Below are 18,013 nucleotides of genomic sequence, written 5' to 3' on the forward strand. Positions count from 1 at the left end.
GTTGTCTATTAAATAAATATAACATAAATAAAAATTAAGAAATGAGTAATTTAAACTTATTGATGTGGGAGGTAAAATAAATGGATTTTACATTAACAAGAGAGCAAGAGTTTGTAAAACAAATGGTAAGAGAATTTACAGAAAATGAAGTTAAACCTCTAGCTGCAGAAATAGACGAAACCGAAAGGTTTCCTAAAGAGACAGTAGAGAAGATGGCTAAGTACGGGATGATGGGTATACCATTTCCAGTTGAGTATGGTGGATCAGGTGGAGACACCCTTTCATATATACTTGCAGTAGAGGAGCTTTCCAAGGCTTGTGCTACAACGGGAGTTATAATTTCAGCCCACACTTCACTTTGCGCTTCGTTAATTGAGCAATTTGGTACAGAAGAGCAGAAACAGAAATATCTCATACCACTTGCAAAAGGTGAAAAGCTTGGAGCATTCGGGCTTACAGAACCAAATGCAGGTACAGACGCATCTGGTCAGCAGAGCTTGGCTATTTTAGATGGTGATCACTATGTATTGAATGGACAGAAAATATTTATTACAAATGGAGGAGTTGCAGACGTATTTGTTGTATTTGCAATGACTGATAGAAGCAAAGGAGTAAAAGGAATATCGGCATTTATACTTGAGAAGGGAATGCCAGGTTTTTCAATAGGAAAAGTTGAAAATAAAATGGGAATAAGAGCTTCATCAACTACAGAGCTTATATTTGAGGATTGCATAGTTCCAAAAGAAAATTTAGTAGGAAGAGAAGGAAAGGGTTTTGGAATAGCAATGAAAACTCTTGACGGAGGAAGAATTGGAATAGCAGCACAGGCTCTTGGAATAGCAGAAGGTGCATTGAATGAGGCCATTGAATATATGAAAGAAAGAAAACAGTTTGGAAGATCACTCAATAAATTCCAGGGACTGGGATGGGCAGTTGCAGATTTGGATGCAAAAATAGAGTCAGCAAGATTCTTGGTATATAAAGCAGCTTTAGATAAGGACAACCATACGCCGTATACAATAGATGCAGCAAGGGCAAAACTTGTGGCAGCTAATGTTGCAATGGAAACTACAACTAAAGTTGTTCAGCTTTTCGGTGGATATGGATATACAAAGGATTATCCAGTAGAGAGAATGATGAGAGATGCAAAGATAACCGAGATTTACGAAGGAACATCACAAGTACAGAAGATGGTTATATCAGGAAGTTTATTTAGATAGGAGGAACACATAAATGAATATAGTAGTTTGTTTAAAACAGGTACCAGATACAAATGAAGTTAAGATAGACCCAAAAACAGGAACATTGATAAGAGAAGGTGTTCCATCAATAATAAATCCAGATGATAAGAATGCACTTGAGGAATCAATAGCAATAAGAGATAAAATAGGTGGAAAGGTTACAGTTGTAAGTATGGGACCTCCACAGGCAGAAGCTGCACTTAGAGAATCACTGGCAATGGGAGCCGATGAAGCAATACTTATATCCGACAGGGCATTTGCAGGAGCAGATACTTGCGCTACAGCTTATGCACTTTCAGGAGCACTTAAGAAACTGGACTATGATATAATATTTGCAGGAAGACAGGCAATAGATGGAGATACTGCACAGGTTGGACCTGAAATAGCAGAATTTCTTGGAATACCACAGATAACATATGTAGAAAAAGTTGATGTGGAAGGAAATGGATTGACAGTTAGAAAAGCATGGGAAGATGGATATGAAACAATAAAGGTTAATACGCCAGTATTACTAACTGCTATAAAAGAATTAAATGATCCAAGATATATGCACATGAAAAACATATTTGAAACTTTTAAAAAGGAAGTAAAAGTATGGAGTGCTAATGATCTGGAAGTTGACAAAGAACGTCTTGGACTAAAAGGTTCTCCTACAAAGGTAAAGAGATCTGCTACAAAAGAAGCTAGAGCAGCAGGAGAGATTGTCAATAAACCAGTAAAAGAAGCAGTAACATATGCAATTTCAAAATTAAAAGAAAAACATGTTATTTAAAATATAGGAGGGATTTAGAATGAATTTAGCAGATTACAAAGGCGTATGGGTATTTGCTGAACAAAGAGATGGGGAACTACAGAAGGTAGCCCTGGAATTATTAGGAAAAGCAAGAGAGTTGGCAGATAAACTGAAGGTAGATTTAACTGCTGTGCTTCTCGGAAGTGATATAGATGATATAGCAAAGGAATTAACTGCATACGGAGCAGACAAAGTATTGTATGCGGACAGTCCACTTTTAAAGCACTATACTACAGATGGATATACAAAAGTAATATCAGAACTTATAGAAGAGAGAAAACCAGAAGTAGTGTTGATCGGAGCAAGCTTCATTGGAAGAGATTTGGGACCAAGACTTGCAGCTAAGCTTGTTACAGGACTTACAGCAGATTGTACAGGACTTGATATAGATCCAGAGACAAACAACTTAATGATGACAAGACCTGCATTTGGTGGAAACCTGATGGCAACAATAGTATGCGGCGATCACAGACCACAGATGTCAACAGTAAGGCCTGGAGTTTTTGAAAAGCTCAAAAAGGGTGAAGTAAAGGCAGGCAGCATAGAAAAGTTAAATGCAAATATTACTAAAGGAGACATCAAGATAGATGTACAGGAAGTAATAAAACTTGCAAAAGATACAGTAGATATTGGAGAAGCAAAGGTAATCGTATCCGGAGGAAGAGGACTTGGAAGCAAGGAAGGTTTTGAAGCTTTAAAGGAACTGGCAGATGTACTTGGTGGAACTGTAGGAGGTTCTCGTGCTGCAGTTGATAATGGATGGATAGACAAGGCATATCAGGTTGGACAGACTGGTAAGACAGTAAGGCCTACACTTTATATAGCAGTTGGAATATCAGGAGCATTGCAGCATCTAGCAGGTATGCAGGACAGTGGCTACATAGTGGCTATAAACAAGGACGAAGATGCTTCAATAATGAAGATAGCAGATCTTGCTATTGTAGGTGACTACCACAAAGTTATACCGGAGCTCGTAACTCAGATTAAAGCTCTAGATTAATAGTTGATATAATTTATTTAGAATATATGTTATTTCTTCACAATATGTAGACTTGATTTTTAAAATTAAGATATTTAACTTATAGGGAGGAAAATAATTATGAAAAAAATATGTGTTCTTGGGGCAGGTACAATGGGATCTGGAATAGCTCAGGCTTTTGCAGCCAAAGGTTGTGAAGTAATAATAAGAGATATAAAAGATGAATTTGTTGAAAGAGGAATTTCAGGAATAAAAAAAGGATTTGATAAGAGGGTATCAAAGGGAAAAATATCGCAGGCAGATGCTGATGCAGTACTTGCTAGGATAAGTGGAACAGTTGACCTCAACAAGGCAGCTGATTGTGATGTAGTAGTAGAGGCAGCAGTTGAAAATATGAATATCAAGAGACAGATATTTGGAGAGCTTGATAAAGTATGTAAGCCAGAAACAATTCTTACTTCTAATACTTCATCATTGTCAATAACCGAAATAGCATCTGCTACAGGCAGACAGGATAGGGTTATAGGAATGCATTTCTTTAATCCAGCACCTGTTATGAAGCTAGTTGAGGTAATAAGAGGTATGGCTACTTCTCAAGAAACTTTTGATACAATAAAAGAACTTGCAGTTTCAATAGGAAAGGATCCAGTAGAAGTGGCAGAAGCCCCAGGATTTGTTGTAAATAGAATATTAATACCAATGATAAATGAAGCAATAGGAATTTATGCTGAGGGAATAGCTTCAGCAGAAGATATTGATAAGGCTATGAAACTTGGAGCTAACCATCCAATGGGACCATTGGCTTTAGGTGATCTTATCGGTCTGGATATATGTCTTGCAATTATGGATGTATTATACAGGGAAACAGGAGATTCAAAATACAGAGCTCATCCATTGCTTAGAAAATATGTAAGAGCAGGATGGCTGGGTAGGAAAACTAAAAAAGGAATCTTTGATTATTCAAAATAATTTATAAAAAATAATTAAAATAAGAAATATAATAAATAACATAGTTTATTTAATGTATTGATGGAGGTGTTGTCAATGGGAGTCATAGGAATCATACTAGCGTTAGGATTACTAATATTTATGGCTTATAAAGGGTTTTCAGTTATTTTCTTTGCACCTGTCTTTGCTTTAGTTGGAGCATTACTTTCAGGAATGGCACTTTTACCAACTTATACAGAAATATTTTTGCCTAATTTAGGTAATTATGTAAAGACATATTTCCCATTTTTCTTATTGGGAGCTGTATTTGGTAAAGCAATGGAGGAATCTGGTGCTGCTAGGTCCATTGCTAAAAGTATTGTAGAAAAACTCGGAAAGGACAAGGCAATATTTTCTGTAGTCTTGTCAGCAGCTATTTTAACTTATGGAGGAGTAAGTCTGTTTGTAGTGGCTTTTGCGGTATATCCTTTTGCAGCTTCTATTTTTAAGGAAGCAGATATTCCAAAGAGACTTGTTCCAGCTACTATTGCTTTAGGGGCGTTTTCATTTACCATGGATTCACTTCCAGGTACGCCGCAAATTCAAAATACTATACCTATGAAATTTTTTAACACTGACTTATATTCAGCACCAGTGTTTGGTACAATTGGATCAGCAATAATGTTGATTGGTGGATTATTCTATCTGGAATGGCGTAAACGTTGTGCCATGAACGCAGGAGAAGGATATGGTATAAATCATATCAACGAACCTGAAGTTAGTGATGAGGCACATTTACCTTCTATGGTGTTATCACTTATTCCATTGATAGCAGTATTGGTAGTAACATTAATTTTACAAAAAGCAGTTTTCCCAAATTGGGATATCGTATCATGGGTAACTCAGAAACCTTATGGTATTGCTAAAGATGGATTGGTAGGTACTATGAATAACTGGGCACTTATAATCGGATTGATAATTGGAATTATTATTGCGTTGGTAATTAATCCTTCAAATATGAAAAGGAATATTCCAAAAGCTATAAATGCTGGAGCTATCGGTTCTCTGTTGGCTGTTATGAACACAGCATCAGAAGTAGGTTTTGGAAATGTTATAAAGACATTGCCAGGATTTAAGGTTATAGCTAATGCATTGATAAACATAAATCCTAATGGAAGTCCACTTTTGTCAGAGGCAGTTAGTGTAAATGTTCTTGCAGGAGTTACGGGTTCGGCTTCAGGAGGTATGAGTATAGCACTTGATATGTTTGGAAAGAGATATCTAGAATGGGCACAGGAAAGTGGTATACCACCAGAACTACTTCACAGAGTAGCTTCCATGGCTTCAGGTGGTATGGATACTTTGCCTCATAATGGTGCAGTTATTACACTTCTTGGAATTGCAGGTTTGACTCATAAACAATCTTATAAAGATATGTTTGCTGTAACATTGCTTAAAGCAGGAACTTGTTTCGTAATGATATTTTTACAAAGTATATTCCATTTTGTATAGACCGTATGAAAAAATAATAGAATAAGTTAATATTTATAAAAATTAGTCTAAGATAATTTTGTGAATTTAAAAATTATCTTAGACTATAATTCTGTCGTTATATATGATATATTCTTTTTAAAATGGAAATATGGTATAGTATATATATAAATTTTTAACAACATACATATAGCTATTGATAAGCATTTGACAATTTCCCATAAGTTCTTGAATAAAAATAAAGTGGAAAATTTAGAAAGTATTATAACAGATAAATAAAATAGTATAATACAGATAATTATTTATATATTGTAAACGTTGGCATACAAACATTTGCCAGCTTATATATACGTTATCATAATATTAATATACAAATTATTCATAATTTTAAAAAATTATTCATTTTTAAAATTAACTTGCATATTAATATATTTAGTAGAAATTTTTATGTGTAAAAAATAACAGTATCTACAGTATAAGCTAGTATTAGATTTTTTGTGTTTTATGTTAGTACTCTCAAAAATAAATAAGCACTTAAAATTAAAGGAATTATATATACATTCTTTAGAAATAAAAATTAAAATTAAGTTAACAATAGATATGAGAATATTTTATCAAAAAAATTATTAATACAGGATAAAAAAAAATAATAATACAGAATGACAATTCATTGATTTGTGATATAATTAAATTGACAATGTAGTATTATGTTTGAAATATTAAAGCAATGACTGATTTATGGAGGTGAAATAAATGAAAAATGAATCTTCAGGAGTTGTAATTGAAGTTAAAGATGATATTGCTAAAGTTAGGACTAGCAATCATAGTGACTGTGAAAACTGCGGAGCATGCCCTGGTTCTGCTGCTTCCATAGTTAATGCAAGAAATCCTGTTGGAGCTAAACCTGGACAACATGTTACATTTGAAATAGAAGAAACAAATATGTTAAAAGCTGCTTTTGTTGTATATATATTGCCGCTTATAGGTATTTTTTTCGGAGCTCTTATTGGAACATGGATATCTGGAAAAGTTGGTGGGAATTTAAAGTTATTTCAAATAGGGGGTGCAGTTATACTATTTGTTTTGTCACTTTTATATGTAAAAATTTTTGACAAATCTGCAGGTAAAAATGATTCCATAAAACCAGTTATCAAAAGTATACTATAATTAGATAGATTAGAACTATTTAACTATGGATTATGCTTATAAAAATATCTTATTTTAGAGATAGTGATAATACTATATTTCTATAACAAAAATATAAAAATAATTAATATTTTGTTACAGGTTTTGCCTGTAACAAAATATATTGAAAGAGGTGTTATATGGTGATAAAAAGTTTTAAAGGCGGGGTACATCCAAATGGAAGTAAAGAATATACAGCAAATAAATCTATTGAAATGGCACCTATTCCTGATAAGGTGTTCATACCCGTCAGACAGCATATTGGAGCTCCAGCATCTCCCGTTGTAAAAAAAGGGGACTTAGTAAAAAAAGGACAACTAATTGCTGAAAGTGGTGGATTTGTATCAAGCAATATACATGCCTCCGTTTCGGGAGAAGTAGTAGATGTAGGAATGTATCCACATCCTGGCTTTGGAATGTGTCAGGCAATAGTAATTAAAAATGACGGAAAAGATGAATGGGTAGAGGGAATCCCTGTACTACGTAAATTCGAAGATTTAAGTGAAAGTGAAATTATGGACATTATAAAGGAAAACGGTATTGTTGGAATGGGAGGTGCTACATTTCCAACTCATGTAAAATTATCTCCACCAAAGGATAAAACTGTAGATGTATTTATTTTAAACGCAGCTGAATGTGAACCATATTTAACTGCAGATCATAGGGCAATGCTTGAATATGATGACAAAATAGTAAGTGGAATAAAAATAGTAATGAAAATTTTAAAGCCACAGAAATGTTACATTGGAATAGAAGATAATAAGCCTGATGCAATAGAAAGCATGAAGAAGGCATTTGAGGGCACTGATGTTCAAGTGGTAGGTCTTCCTACTAAGTATCCACAGGGAGCTGAAAAGATGCTTATAAAAGTTCTGACAGGTAGAGAGGTTCCATCTGGTGGACTTCCTGTAGATGTGGGAGTAGTAGTTCAAAATGTAGGAACAGTTATAGCTATAAGTGATGCCGTTGAAAGGGGAATTCCTTTAATTCAGAGAATAACGACTGTAACTGGTGGAGCTATAAAAGAACCAAAAAATCTTTTGCTTAGAATAGGTACAACATTTAGAGATGTTATTGAGCTTTGTGGGGGCTTTTCAGAGGAGCCTGCAAAACTGATAATGGGCGGACCTATGATGGGAGCTGCGCAGTCAAATTTGGACATACCTGTAATTAAAGGAACTTCAGGTATACTTGCATTGACTAAAAGTGATATTAACTATGGTACAGAGTCTCCTTGCATTAGATGTGGACGATGTATAGAGGCTTGTCCAATGGGATTGAATCCTAGTATGTTGAGTATACTTGGTCAAAACGATTTATATAAGGAAGCTAAAGAAGATTACAATCTTTTGGATTGTGTTGAATGTGGAAGTTGTGTATATACTTGTCCAGCCAAAAGGAATATTGTTCAATATATTAAATATTCTAAGGCTAAAAATGCAGCTGAGGCTAAGGCTGCAAAATGATGGAAGAGAGGTTGTAAAAAATGGCAGAGACAGAATTAGTTAAAAAAGAAGTTTTTACTGTTTCAACATCACCGCATGTAAGATGTGAAGAATCTATACCAAAAATAATGTGGAGTGTAAATGTGGCACTTGCCCCAGCAGCGATATTTTCAATTTATAATTTTGGAGTACCTGCATTAAAAATAATCGTAGTAAGTATAATTGCAGCACTTATATCAGAAGTGTTTGTAGAAAAGGTAAGACATAAACCAATAAGCATAAAAGATGGAAGTGCATTTTTAACTGGACTTCTACTTGCTATGTGTGTGCCACCTACACTTCCACCATATATGATAGCAATAGGTTCATTTATTGCAATAGTAATAGCAAAACATTCAATGGGTGGACTTGGATATAATATATTCAATCCGGCTCACGTAGGAAGAGCTGCTCTTATGGCTTCATGGCCTGCAGCTATGACACTGTGGAGTAAAATGACAACCAGTGTAGACGTTGTATCTTCGGCTACTCCACTTGGAATACTGAAAATGGAAGGTTACTCTAAATTAATAGAAACTTTTGGTGGCGCTGGAAATCTTTATAAAGCTTTATTCATAGGAAATAGAAATGGAAGTATAGGTGAAACTTCTACCATATTACTTATTTTAGGAGGAATATATCTTATATATAAACATTATATAAATTGGCAAATTCCAGTAACTATGATTGCGACTGTAGGAATATTGACCTGGATATTTGGACCTAGTGGTGCATTTACAGGTGATCCATTATTTCACATGATGGCTGGAGGACTTATAATAGGGGCATTTTTTATGGCGACAGATATGGTTACAGTACCTATAACTGTAAAAGGCCAAATTATTTTTGCAATTGGTGCAGGGCTTATAACTACGCTTATAAGATTAAAAGGTGGTTATCCAGAAGGAGTTTGTTATTCTATACTTTTAATGAATGCTGCTACACCATTGATTGACCGTATAATTCAGCCAACTAAATTTGGTGCAGAGGTAAGGAGGTAATTTTATGGCAAAGGAAAAAGATAAATATTCCATTTTTAATATTGCCAAAAATTTGGCAGGAGCCTGTTTTATATCCGGGGCTGTAATTGCATGTACTTATTACTTTACTGCTCCAGTTGCTGCAAAGAAGCAGGTACAGATTAAAAATGATTCCATGAAGGAATTGGTTAAAGATGCAGATAACTTTAAGCCTATAAGTGGAAAGAAGGAATGGTATTCTGCTGTTAAAGGAAGCAAGACGATTGCCTATGTAATTCCATCATCAAGTAAAGGGTATGGTGGAGCTATAAATTTATTGGTAGCCGTTACTCCTGATGGTAAGGTAATAGATTTTAGTATAGTATCCCATAATGAAACACCTGGACTTGGTGCAAATGCATCTGAACCATCGTTTAGAGGACAATTTAAAGGGAAAGCAGCTAAAAATCTTACGGTTACCAAGGATAAGTCGGATAAAGATGATATCCAGGCTATGACGGGAGCAACTATAACTTCTAGGGCTGTTACAAAGGGAGTTAAAGAAGCTGTAGTTGAAGTTACTAAATATGCAGGAGGTAAATAATATGAAAGATAGTGTTAAAAAATATACAGGCAGAGAATTATGGGGTATATTTGAAAAAGGAATAGTTATGGAAAACCCTATCTTTGTACTTGCACTCAGCCTCTGTCCAGCACTTGCAGTAACAGGCGAAGCAGCTACTGCACTTACAATGGGGCTTTCCGTAATGTTTGTTATAACTGCCAATAATACGGTTGTTTCTATAATAAGAAATTTTGTAAATAAAAAAGTTCGTGTACCGGTTTATATAACTTCTATAGCAACCATAGTTACAATGGTGGAGCTTGTACTTCAAGCATTTGCACCGCTTTTATATAAAAAACTTGGTATATATCTAGCACTGGTTGTTGTATTTGCAATAATACTTGCACGTGCAGAAGTATTTGCTTCAAAGAATTCGGTAGTTCCATCTTTCCTTGATGGACTTGGCATGGGAACTGGATTTTGTTTTGCACTTGTTATAATTGGAGTAATACGTGAATTATTTGGTATGGGTTCTATATTTGGATTAAAAGTATTAGGAGCTTGGTATAATCCTGCACTTATTATGATTTTACCGCCTGGCGGTTTTATACTTATAGGATATCTTGTTGCAATAGTTAAAGTTCATAATCAGCATCAGGAAAAGTTAAAGATGAGTAGAGGTGAAATGTAATGGCATATCTTACGCTATTTATAAGTTCAGTACTTATAAACAATTTCGTTTTAACGAGATTTCTGGGACTCTGTATCTTCTTTGGAGTTTCAAAAAATCTAAATGCTTCCATTGGTATGGGAATGGCTGTTACTTCAGTTTTGACACTTAGTTCAATATTTGCATGGATTATATATCATTTTGTACTTATGCCTTTCCATTTGACATTTTTGACAACAGTTGTATTTGTACTTCTGATTGCAAGTTTTGTACAGCTTCTTGAAATGATAATAAAGAAGCAGGCACCAGCATTGTACAATATGTGGGGAATTTATTTGCTGTTGATTGCGACAAATTGTATTGTGCTTTCAGTACCTCTTTTAAATGTAGATTCAAACTATTCGTTCTTAATGAGTATAGTAAATGCCATCGGTGGAGGTATGGGTTTTGCCCTTGCTATAATACTTATGGCAAGTTTAAGAGAAAAATTGAGATTGGCGGATGTTCCTAAACCTCTTGAAGGACTTGGAATTGCCTTTATTCTGGCTGGAATGTTGGCGTTAGCTTTCCTTGGTTTCTCAGGCATGATAGCAGTATCATGATAACTCTATAGACTATAGAAAGGAGATTTTTAAATGTTAAGTATAGCAATTATGGTTCTCGTTGTAATGACAGCTACCGGTATAATATTTGGAGTTATACTTGGATATGCAAACAAAAGATTTGCCATTGAGTCAAATCCTCTTATAGATTTAGTTGAGGAAGAACTTCCTAAAGGTCAGTGTGGAGGATGTGGATATGCTGGATGTCGTGCTTATGCAGAGGCAGTAGTTTTGGATAAAGATGTTCCTCCTAATCTATGTGTTCCTGGAAAAGCTGCTGTAGCAGAAGCTGTTGCCAAATTGACGGGAAAATCAGCAGAGGCTATTGAACCTAAGGTTGCACATATTATGTGCAAAGGAAATTTTCAAAATGCTACAAGAAAATATGATTATGTTGGAGTGAAGGACTGTGCTGCAGCAAATCTTCTTCAGGGAGGTCCAAAATCTTGTGAATATGGATGTATAGGTTTTGGTACCTGTGTTAAAAATTGCCCATTCGGTGCGATGATGATGGGACCAAATGGTTTACCTTTAGTTGATACAGACATGTGTGTAGGCTGCGGAAAATGTGAAAGTGTATGCCCTAAAAAAGTAATTTCTCTTATACCTCTAGGAGCAAAAGTTGAAATAGAGTGTAATTCTAAGGATAAGGGTGCTAAAGTACGTAAAAATTGTAAAGTTGGGTGTCTAGGATGTGGCATGTGTGCGAGAAACTGCGATCACAATGCAATCAAAGTTGTGGACAACCTGGCTGTAGTTGATACTCATATTTGTATAAATGAATGTTCAGAAGAAAAATGTTTGACAAAATGTCCAACTGGTGCAATCAAGTATATACTTAAGGATTTAAATGAACATGAGAAGAGTAAACAGGAAGCAGCGGCTAATTAATCTATATTAAGCTAATAATTAAAGATTACTCCAAAATAATTAAGGAGTAATCTTTAATTATTGTATTAAATCCTTGAACATAGGGATATTTTTTAAGTGTGAAATTAGAAATTTAGTACACAATCCTATGAAATAACCTGTTATAATAGCTGATATTAAAAGTACAGGGAGATATACATATATTCTAAAGTCATTTATTATAAGTGAAGCTGCGAATAATTGACCTATATTGTGAAATATTGCACCGCATATGCTTATAGTCCATAGACTTATTGAATTCTTTAAAAATCTGTACAATAGTATCATTACTAGGTTGCTCAATATTCCACCGCATATGCTAAAAATAAAAGCTGACATGCTTCCGCCAAATATAGAACCAAGAAGTGTTCTCAGCAGCATAATGGTCAAAGCTTCTTTCCAACCAAGAAGTACCAAGGCAGTAAGGGAAACCATATTTGCAAGTCCAAGTTTTATTCCAGGGAATATAACGGGAATTTGAGCCTCTAATATGTATATAACAAGAGCTATACTTACCATGAAGCTTAAAAATACCATTTTTTTTGTATTATTATTCATTATAATACCATATCCAATCATCTCGTAATATTGTCATAGTCAGAATTTTTGCCCTCTATTTCTATTATGAGTTTGTGTGGAAGGCATACTATACTTTGGCCGGGTTCTGATATCCAGCCTGTTTTTATACATATTTTATCAGGGCAATCTGCATCTTCAATTGAAATTTTGCCTTTCTGCATTTTGATTTTATTGAAATGAGAGCCCTTATATTTTATGATAAACTGTTCTGTACCACTGACTTTGTTTAAATCAATATTTTTTATTACTTTACCATCCTGTTTTATAATTGCTATCTTCTTTGAACCCGATATATAATTTTTGTATGCAAAAACTCCAGCAATACTAAGTATAACTACTAAAATTATAATTGCTAGTGCAATTTTATCTCCTTTTTTCATGTAGTTCTCCTATTTGATTTATATATATTATTATAACGTACTATTAAGATTTTACTACATTATGAATACAGTTACAATGACTGATGCTAATATAATAGGTTATAATTATAATATTAAGACATCATAATTCAGAGAGGAGAGAATATAATGATATGGATAATTTCTTCGGCAAAAAGTATGAAGGCTAATAAAAAAATTGCAGTACAGTATTATACACAGCCAGTATTTATAAATGAAGCGGAAAAACTAATAAATGAATTAAAAAAATATGCACCTCCTGATATAGTCCATTTGATGAAAGTAAGTAACAAATTATCTGAAGTGAATGTATTGAGATATCATAAATGGGAAAAAAAGCATGACGTATATAATTCAAAACAGGCCATTTCATATTATGACGGTGATGTATATAAAAATATTAATTCAGAAAAATTGAATGAAGATGAGCTGAATTTTATGCAGAAACATTTGCGAATTATATCGGGACTTTATGGAATTCTGAAGCCTCTTGATATTATACAGGAATATAGATTGGAAATGAGCATCAAATTAGGAAATACAAAGGAGTATAATTTGTATGAATTCTGGAGAAATAAGATAACAGCATATTTTAATATGGAAGTAAAAAATAATGCAGATAATTTAATGATTAATTTAGCATCTAGAGAATATTATGATGTAATAGATATGAAAAATTTTAAAGGGAAAATTATCAATATAGTTTTTAAGGAGTATAGAAATGGTAAATATAAGGTAGTACCTTTTAATGCCAAAAGGGCAAGAGGCTTGATGGTAAGGTACATGACTCAACATTTTGTTGACAAGATAGAAGACATAAAAAAATTTGATATGGGATATAAATATAGCAATTCATTGTCTTCCGATGACAATCTAGTGTTCCTAAAAAACAGATATAAATCTAATTCTGAGCTTTTATGAAAAAATGTGACCATAATGCTAAAAATATGTAATAATTATAATTTGCGTGCTATAATTATAACTATATTCATGATAGGGGGCAAAATTATGGTTAAGTTAAAATTTATGCACATGCTTAACAGAAAAATTAAGGATCAATCTGAGCAGGTATTTGAAGGAATATCCAGGGGCAGGAAAAAAGCTTTGGATAACTGGTTCAGGGACAGATGGATGCAGCTGGAAACTACGAGTAATGTTTTAAAGAATTTTGATGAGAATGAGGATAAACTTCAGGAAGAATTGGATGAAAGGCTCAAACAGTATGAAGATTTTTGTGAACTTTTTATATTGGATGACAGAGGAAATGTATTGGAATCTACCTGCAGAAAGCATATGGGACTTAATATGAGTAATCTTCCAGGTTATAAAAATGGCATGAAAAATGAAAAACTGATGTATGGCCCCTATGAAGATTCAAAAACTATGGATATCGATCTATCCAGTAAAAAATTTGCAGATGAAGTCACATTGATGTTTTCCATACCATATATAAATTGTTCCGGAGGTAAAAGAATACTTTTAGGAAGGGTGCTCAATGATGACATGAGCAATGTAATTCAGGATGAAGATACTCATGTATACAAAGATTCCGGTGATAATTATCTTTTTATGGTAAATACTAATAGAGATATACTTCCAGGAACGGCTATTTCGAGGAGTAGATTTGAAGATAATACTTTCACTAAGGGGGACAATCTTAAAGATGGGGTAAAAACTTCAAAGTGGGGAGTTGTAAAAATTAAAAAACATACGGAATTCGAAATAAGGTTTACAGATCCTGAAACTGCAGATTTGCATCAGGGTGTAAAAAATACAATAAAAAATGGCAGTAACCTTGACTGCTGGCCTGGATATCCAGATTATAGACATATAATGGTTGGAGGGAAAGGAACACTTATAAAACCTCCTTATAGTGATGAGACGTGGGGTATGATGTGTGAGGGAGACATATCTGAAATATATAATTTTGGCAGTATAAGTCTTAAAGTACCATTTATAATATCTGTTGTTACAGCATTGGTTACAATAATAAACTCCATTATATATTCTTTGAATCCTAATTTCAGGTTTATAAGTTTATTTGCAGCTTGGTTTTTAATAACGATAATAGGCTATGTTGTATGTAAGAAAATCATTGTGCGACCTTTGAATAAAACTGTAAATATGCTTCATATTCTGGCCGAAGGAGAGGGAGATCTGACAATGAGAGTAGACAAACTGTCTTATGACGAAATAGGTGAATTGTCAAGATGGTTTAATAAATTTATCAACAATCAAATGTCAATGATAAAGAGAGTTGATACTTCTTCAAAAATATCTAAGTCATCAGTTGAGGTAGTTTCAAATTTGACCAATAGCATAAAGGATGGTATGAAGACAGTAGCCAATATAGTTAGAGCACTGGTAGATGTTTCAAAAAACCAAAATGATGTATTTCAAGGCACAAAGGAACATTTTAACAATCTATCCCGATCTATACAGGAAATGGGAGGACTTATAAATGAAGTTACAGATAAGGTAGTAGACACAAATGGACGTGCACTTGATGCAAATGAATCCTCGAATAAGGTGCTTAACTCGATAAATGAACTTGAAAAGACAATGAAAATAACACTGGATAGAATAACGGTACTTCAGCAGCATTCTGATTCAATAACAAAGGCAGTTACAACTATAAGCAATATAAGCAAACAAACTCAGCTTCTTGCATTAAATGCGACTATAGAGGCTGCTAGAGCAGGGGAATATGGCAAGGGTTTTGGAGTAGTTGCAGAGGAAATATCAAAATTATCAGTGGAAACAGAAGAAGCAACTCAATCAATAGGAGCTATTGTTTCGAATATTCAAAGTGAAATCAAAAATACTTTTGAAGAAATAAATGAAATAGATACTGAAGTTCATGAGTCAACTGGCAATGTAAAGGATAATATAAGTACTTTTAAATATATTGTAGATAATATAGAAGATATAAGTGACAATATGGGAAACATACTCAAAATAACAAATGGAGAAAGTCAGGATGTGAATAGCATGGTTATTAGTATAAATGAAGCAGCCGATGAGATAAATAAGACAACAACCAGAGGAGCTAGTAGCAGTGCAGAATGTCTTGATTTGCTTGAAGAAATATCGGATAGAACAGCAATATTAAAACAGATAACGGATAATCTAGAATATTCGTCTAATAATCTTCAGGAGATGGTTGGAGCGTTTAAGGTTGTTTAGGAAAATTATTATATCTTCAGGAGAAATTTGCTTTTTTTAATGTATAATTTAGCTGAAATATGGAGATTATACATTAAGAATACAACTTTGTTTTTATTGAGAAAATAAAATATATAGAGGTATTAATTATGTTATTTAGGTTGAGTAAAACACAGAGAATAACAGGAAATGTCTTTGTTGTTAAAACAATGATTTCAAATTTTTTTATATATTCTGATAATAATACGGCAGTGTGTTTCGACACGGGATTTATGCCAGCAATTATAAACAGGGAATTAAAAAAGATAAATATAGATCCGTGCATGATTTCAGGTATATTTTTGACCTATCCTGATTTCAGTCGTACGGGAGGAATCAAAGTATTCAAAAATGCTAATATATATTTTTCTCAAGATACTTCATCTAAAAGATCGCAAAAATTGATATCATACTTGAACAATAAAATAAAATCGGATTATAAGAAACTTGAAGATGGGGAAATAGTCAATATAGGAAAAATAAAGGTTAGATCCTTTGTAATCCCAGATCATCCGTCAGGATCGATGTCATATATGGTAAATGACAGCATATTGTTTATATAGTATAATGAGAAAGCCGGACTCAAGTCCGGCTTATATTTTATTAAAATGTGTAGTAAAATAATAGTAATTTGTTATGGCATTCTTAGTTTCAAGTTTATGATCAATCAGAGGATTCATATACTATTTGGCCTCTATGTATTGTAAATTTGATTTTTCCTGTGAGTGATGATCCTATAAAAGGAGAGTTACTGGACCTGGAAAAAAATGTGTTTAATGTATATTCTTCTGTGGGATCAAATATAACAATATCTGCATTGCGACCAATTTTTATATAACCCCTGTCAAGTCCATATAATCTTGCAGGGTTGGCTGTTAGCTTTGCAATCATATCCATATACGTGAGAAAACCGGGTTTTATTAAATTCATTATACATAGAGGAAGAGAGGTTTCTAAACCTATTATTCCACTTGGAGCTTTAGAAAATTCTTTATTTTTTTCTTTAAGTGAATGTGGTGCATGGTCTGTTGCTATTATTTCAATTGTATTATCACTTAATGCGTCTATTATGGATAATCTATCCTTTTCTGTCCTAAGTGGTGGATTTATCTTGGCATTTGTTCCTTTTTCAAGAATTATATTTTCAGTCATGCTGAAGTGATGCGGAGTGGCTTCTGCTGTTATATTGGCTCCCATTTTTTTTGCCCATTTTATAAGTTCTACTGAAATAGACGAACTTATATGCTGTATATTTATTTTTGCTCCTGTAGATAAAGCAAGACATGCATCTCTGGCAACGAGAATGTTTTCTGCTTCCTGTGAAGAACCTTTTAGACCAAGTTTTTCCGATATATTTCCTGCATTTATTCCGTTTTGTCCTATGAGATTTGGATCTTCCTCATGAAAACTTAAAGGAACATCTAACTTTTTTGCCATTTCCATAGCTTTCAGTACCAATTTAGGATTCGTTATTGGCTTACCATCATCGGAGAATCCAACAGCTCCGGCTTTTTTAAGGGAGTACATGTCTACAAGTTCATTACCATCCATGTTCTTTGTAATTGAAGCTACCTGTAGTATTTCTATTTTTGCTGATTTTGCCCTATCAAGTATATACTTTAAAGTACATAAATTGTCAACTACAGGTTTTGTATTTGCCATGCACACAACGGTTGTGTAGCCACCTGCAGCTGCAGCTTCAGCACCTGTGAATATATCTTCCTTATATGTATAGCCCGGATCGCGGAAATGACTGTGTATGTCAATAAAACCTGGTGCAACGATACAATTTGAAGCATCAATTAGCTCCATTTCCGGTAAATTAACTATATTTTTATCAATTCTTGATACCTTACCATCATCTATGAGTATATCAAGTTTTTCTTCTGTGTTGCTTGAAGGGTCGATGAGGCAACCGTTTTTTATAAGTATCATGATAGATTTCCTCCAATATCAAGTTTATTTATAAGTATAGCATATTTTAATGAATTTTGATAAAATATAAAAAAGGGTATTATCCCATTGGA

The 18,013-nt window shown here is 33.7% G+C and carries 18 protein-coding genes; 15 read left to right on the forward strand and 3 right to left on the reverse strand.

Features of this window, described 5'->3' with window-relative positions:
• The first annotated feature begins 80 nt into the window (after positions 1-80).
• The 12 genes from ACSVC9_RS04155 (at position 81) to rnfB (ending at position 11,787) form a co-directional block, all read left to right on the forward strand.
• The gene (locus tag ACSVC9_RS04155; protein ID WP_446899098.1) at positions 81-1,220 is read left to right on the forward strand and encodes an acyl-CoA dehydrogenase; all 1,140 of its coding nucleotides are present in this window, start codon (positions 81-83) and stop codon (positions 1,218-1,220) included.
• Between the two features lie 13 nt (positions 1,221-1,233).
• Complete coding sequence (locus ACSVC9_RS04160; protein ID WP_446899099.1) at positions 1,234-2,013, forward strand: electron transfer flavoprotein subunit beta; 780 nt, start codon at positions 1,234-1,236, stop codon at positions 2,011-2,013.
• A gap of 19 nt (positions 2,014-2,032) precedes the next feature.
• Entirely contained in the window at positions 2,033-3,034 is a 1,002-nt protein-coding gene (locus tag ACSVC9_RS04165) for an electron transfer flavoprotein subunit alpha/FixB family protein (protein WP_446899100.1), read from the forward strand.
• A gap of 99 nt (positions 3,035-3,133) precedes the next feature.
• Positions 3,134-3,982: a 3-hydroxybutyryl-CoA dehydrogenase gene (locus ACSVC9_RS04170; RefSeq protein ID WP_446899101.1), complete on the forward strand. Its 849-nt coding sequence runs from the start codon at positions 3,134-3,136 to the stop codon at positions 3,980-3,982.
• Positions 3,983-4,057: 75 nt separating this feature from the next.
• Entirely contained in the window at positions 4,058-5,452 is a 1,395-nt protein-coding gene (locus tag ACSVC9_RS04175; RefSeq protein WP_446899102.1) for a GntP family permease, read from the forward strand.
• A 732-nt stretch (positions 5,453-6,184) separates the two neighbouring features.
• Positions 6,185-6,598: a SoxR reducing system RseC family protein gene (locus tag ACSVC9_RS04180; RefSeq protein WP_446899103.1), complete on the forward strand. Its 414-nt coding sequence runs from the start codon at positions 6,185-6,187 to the stop codon at positions 6,596-6,598.
• Positions 6,599-6,759: 161 nt separating this feature from the next.
• On the forward strand, positions 6,760-8,082 hold the full coding sequence (rsxC, locus tag ACSVC9_RS04185) for an electron transport complex subunit RsxC (RefSeq protein WP_446899796.1): 1,323 nt from the start codon (positions 6,760-6,762) through the stop codon (positions 8,080-8,082).
• 20 nt (positions 8,083-8,102) lie between these two features.
• On the forward strand, positions 8,103-9,101 hold the full coding sequence (locus tag ACSVC9_RS04190) for an RnfABCDGE type electron transport complex subunit D (protein WP_446899104.1): 999 nt from the start codon (positions 8,103-8,105) through the stop codon (positions 9,099-9,101).
• A gap of 4 nt (positions 9,102-9,105) precedes the next feature.
• Positions 9,106-9,663 (forward strand): RnfABCDGE type electron transport complex subunit G, encoded by a 558-nt coding sequence (locus ACSVC9_RS04195; protein WP_446899105.1) that lies wholly within the window; start codon positions 9,106-9,108, stop codon positions 9,661-9,663.
• A gap of 1 nt (position 9,664) precedes the next feature.
• On the forward strand, positions 9,665-10,315 hold the full coding sequence (gene rsxE, locus ACSVC9_RS04200) for an electron transport complex subunit RsxE (protein ID WP_446899106.1): 651 nt from the start codon (positions 9,665-9,667) through the stop codon (positions 10,313-10,315).
• On the forward strand, positions 10,315-10,896 hold the full coding sequence (locus ACSVC9_RS04205; protein WP_446899107.1) for an electron transport complex protein RnfA: 582 nt from the start codon (positions 10,315-10,317) through the stop codon (positions 10,894-10,896). The genes rsxE and ACSVC9_RS04205 overlap by 1 nt, the downstream gene beginning before the upstream one ends.
• Before the next feature lie 33 nt (positions 10,897-10,929).
• Positions 10,930-11,787, forward strand: coding sequence for an RnfABCDGE type electron transport complex subunit B (gene rnfB / locus ACSVC9_RS04210; RefSeq protein ID WP_446899108.1), 858 nt, complete (start codon positions 10,930-10,932; stop codon positions 11,785-11,787).
• Positions 11,788-11,844: 57 nt separating this feature from the next.
• On the opposite strand, the gene ACSVC9_RS04215 is transcribed toward rnfB, so the two are convergent.
• Both ACSVC9_RS04215 and ACSVC9_RS04220 read right to left on the reverse strand, forming a co-directional pair.
• Positions 11,845-12,363 (reverse strand): Gx transporter family protein, encoded by a 519-nt coding sequence (locus ACSVC9_RS04215; protein ID WP_446899797.1) that lies wholly within the window; start codon positions 12,361-12,363, stop codon positions 11,845-11,847.
• Positions 12,364-12,380: 17 nt separating this feature from the next.
• The gene (locus ACSVC9_RS04220; RefSeq protein ID WP_446899109.1) at positions 12,381-12,764 is read right to left on the reverse strand and encodes a NusG domain II-containing protein; all 384 of its coding nucleotides are present in this window, start codon (positions 12,762-12,764) and stop codon (positions 12,381-12,383) included.
• Between the two features lie 147 nt (positions 12,765-12,911).
• Between ACSVC9_RS04220 and yaaA the strand changes: the two genes are divergently transcribed.
• From yaaA to ACSVC9_RS04235, 3 genes are all read left to right on the forward strand, one after another.
• Positions 12,912-13,703: a peroxide stress protein YaaA gene (gene yaaA, locus ACSVC9_RS04225; protein WP_446899110.1), complete on the forward strand. Its 792-nt coding sequence runs from the start codon at positions 12,912-12,914 to the stop codon at positions 13,701-13,703.
• A gap of 87 nt (positions 13,704-13,790) precedes the next feature.
• Positions 13,791-15,968, forward strand: a complete 2,178-nt coding sequence (locus ACSVC9_RS04230; RefSeq protein ID WP_446899111.1) for a methyl-accepting chemotaxis protein — start codon at positions 13,791-13,793, stop codon at positions 15,966-15,968.
• A 128-nt stretch (positions 15,969-16,096) separates the two neighbouring features.
• Positions 16,097-16,549 carry an MBL fold metallo-hydrolase gene (locus ACSVC9_RS04235; RefSeq protein ID WP_446899112.1) on the forward strand — a complete coding sequence of 151 codons (453 nt, stop codon included), beginning with the start codon at positions 16,097-16,099 and terminating at the stop codon, positions 16,547-16,549.
• A gap of 100 nt (positions 16,550-16,649) precedes the next feature.
• On the opposite strand, the gene ACSVC9_RS04240 is transcribed toward ACSVC9_RS04235, so the two are convergent.
• Complete coding sequence (locus ACSVC9_RS04240) at positions 16,650-17,921, reverse strand: dihydroorotase (protein ID WP_446899113.1); 1,272 nt, start codon at positions 17,919-17,921, stop codon at positions 16,650-16,652.
• Between the last annotated feature and the right edge of the window lie 92 nt (positions 17,922-18,013).

The sequence above is a fragment of the Clostridium sp. LBM24168 genome (assembly GCF_052953915.1).

Coding starts and splice junctions, on each gene's coding strand:
- ACSVC9_RS04155 (WP_446899098.1), top strand. CDS start 81: ATGGATTTTACATTAACAAGAGAGCAAGAGTTTGTAAAACAAATGGTA.
- ACSVC9_RS04160 (WP_446899099.1), top strand. CDS start 1,234: ATGAATATAGTAGTTTGTTTAAAACAGGTACCAGATACAAATGAAGTT.
- ACSVC9_RS04165 (WP_446899100.1), top strand. CDS start 2,033: ATGAATTTAGCAGATTACAAAGGCGTATGGGTATTTGCTGAACAAAGA.
- ACSVC9_RS04170 (WP_446899101.1), top strand. CDS start 3,134: ATGAAAAAAATATGTGTTCTTGGGGCAGGTACAATGGGATCTGGAATA.
- ACSVC9_RS04175 (WP_446899102.1), top strand. CDS start 4,058: ATGGGAGTCATAGGAATCATACTAGCGTTAGGATTACTAATATTTATG.
- ACSVC9_RS04180 (WP_446899103.1), top strand. CDS start 6,185: ATGAAAAATGAATCTTCAGGAGTTGTAATTGAAGTTAAAGATGATATT.
- ACSVC9_RS04190 (WP_446899104.1), top strand. CDS start 8,103: ATGGCAGAGACAGAATTAGTTAAAAAAGAAGTTTTTACTGTTTCAACA.
- ACSVC9_RS04195 (WP_446899105.1), top strand. CDS start 9,106: ATGGCAAAGGAAAAAGATAAATATTCCATTTTTAATATTGCCAAAAAT.
- rsxE (WP_446899106.1), top strand. CDS start 9,665: ATGAAAGATAGTGTTAAAAAATATACAGGCAGAGAATTATGGGGTATA.
- ACSVC9_RS04205 (WP_446899107.1), top strand. CDS start 10,315: ATGGCATATCTTACGCTATTTATAAGTTCAGTACTTATAAACAATTTC.
- rnfB (WP_446899108.1), top strand. CDS start 10,930: ATGTTAAGTATAGCAATTATGGTTCTCGTTGTAATGACAGCTACCGGT.
- ACSVC9_RS04215 (WP_446899797.1), bottom strand. CDS start 12,363: ATGAATAATAATACAAAAAAAATGGTATTTTTAAGCTTCATGGTAAGT.
- ACSVC9_RS04220 (WP_446899109.1), bottom strand. CDS start 12,764: ATGAAAAAAGGAGATAAAATTGCACTAGCAATTATAATTTTAGTAGTT.
- yaaA (WP_446899110.1), top strand. CDS start 12,912: ATGATATGGATAATTTCTTCGGCAAAAAGTATGAAGGCTAATAAAAAA.
- ACSVC9_RS04230 (WP_446899111.1), top strand. CDS start 13,791: ATGGTTAAGTTAAAATTTATGCACATGCTTAACAGAAAAATTAAGGAT.
- ACSVC9_RS04235 (WP_446899112.1), top strand. CDS start 16,097: ATGTTATTTAGGTTGAGTAAAACACAGAGAATAACAGGAAATGTCTTT.
- ACSVC9_RS04240 (WP_446899113.1), bottom strand. CDS start 17,921: ATGATACTTATAAAAAACGGTTGCCTCATCGACCCTTCAAGCAACACA.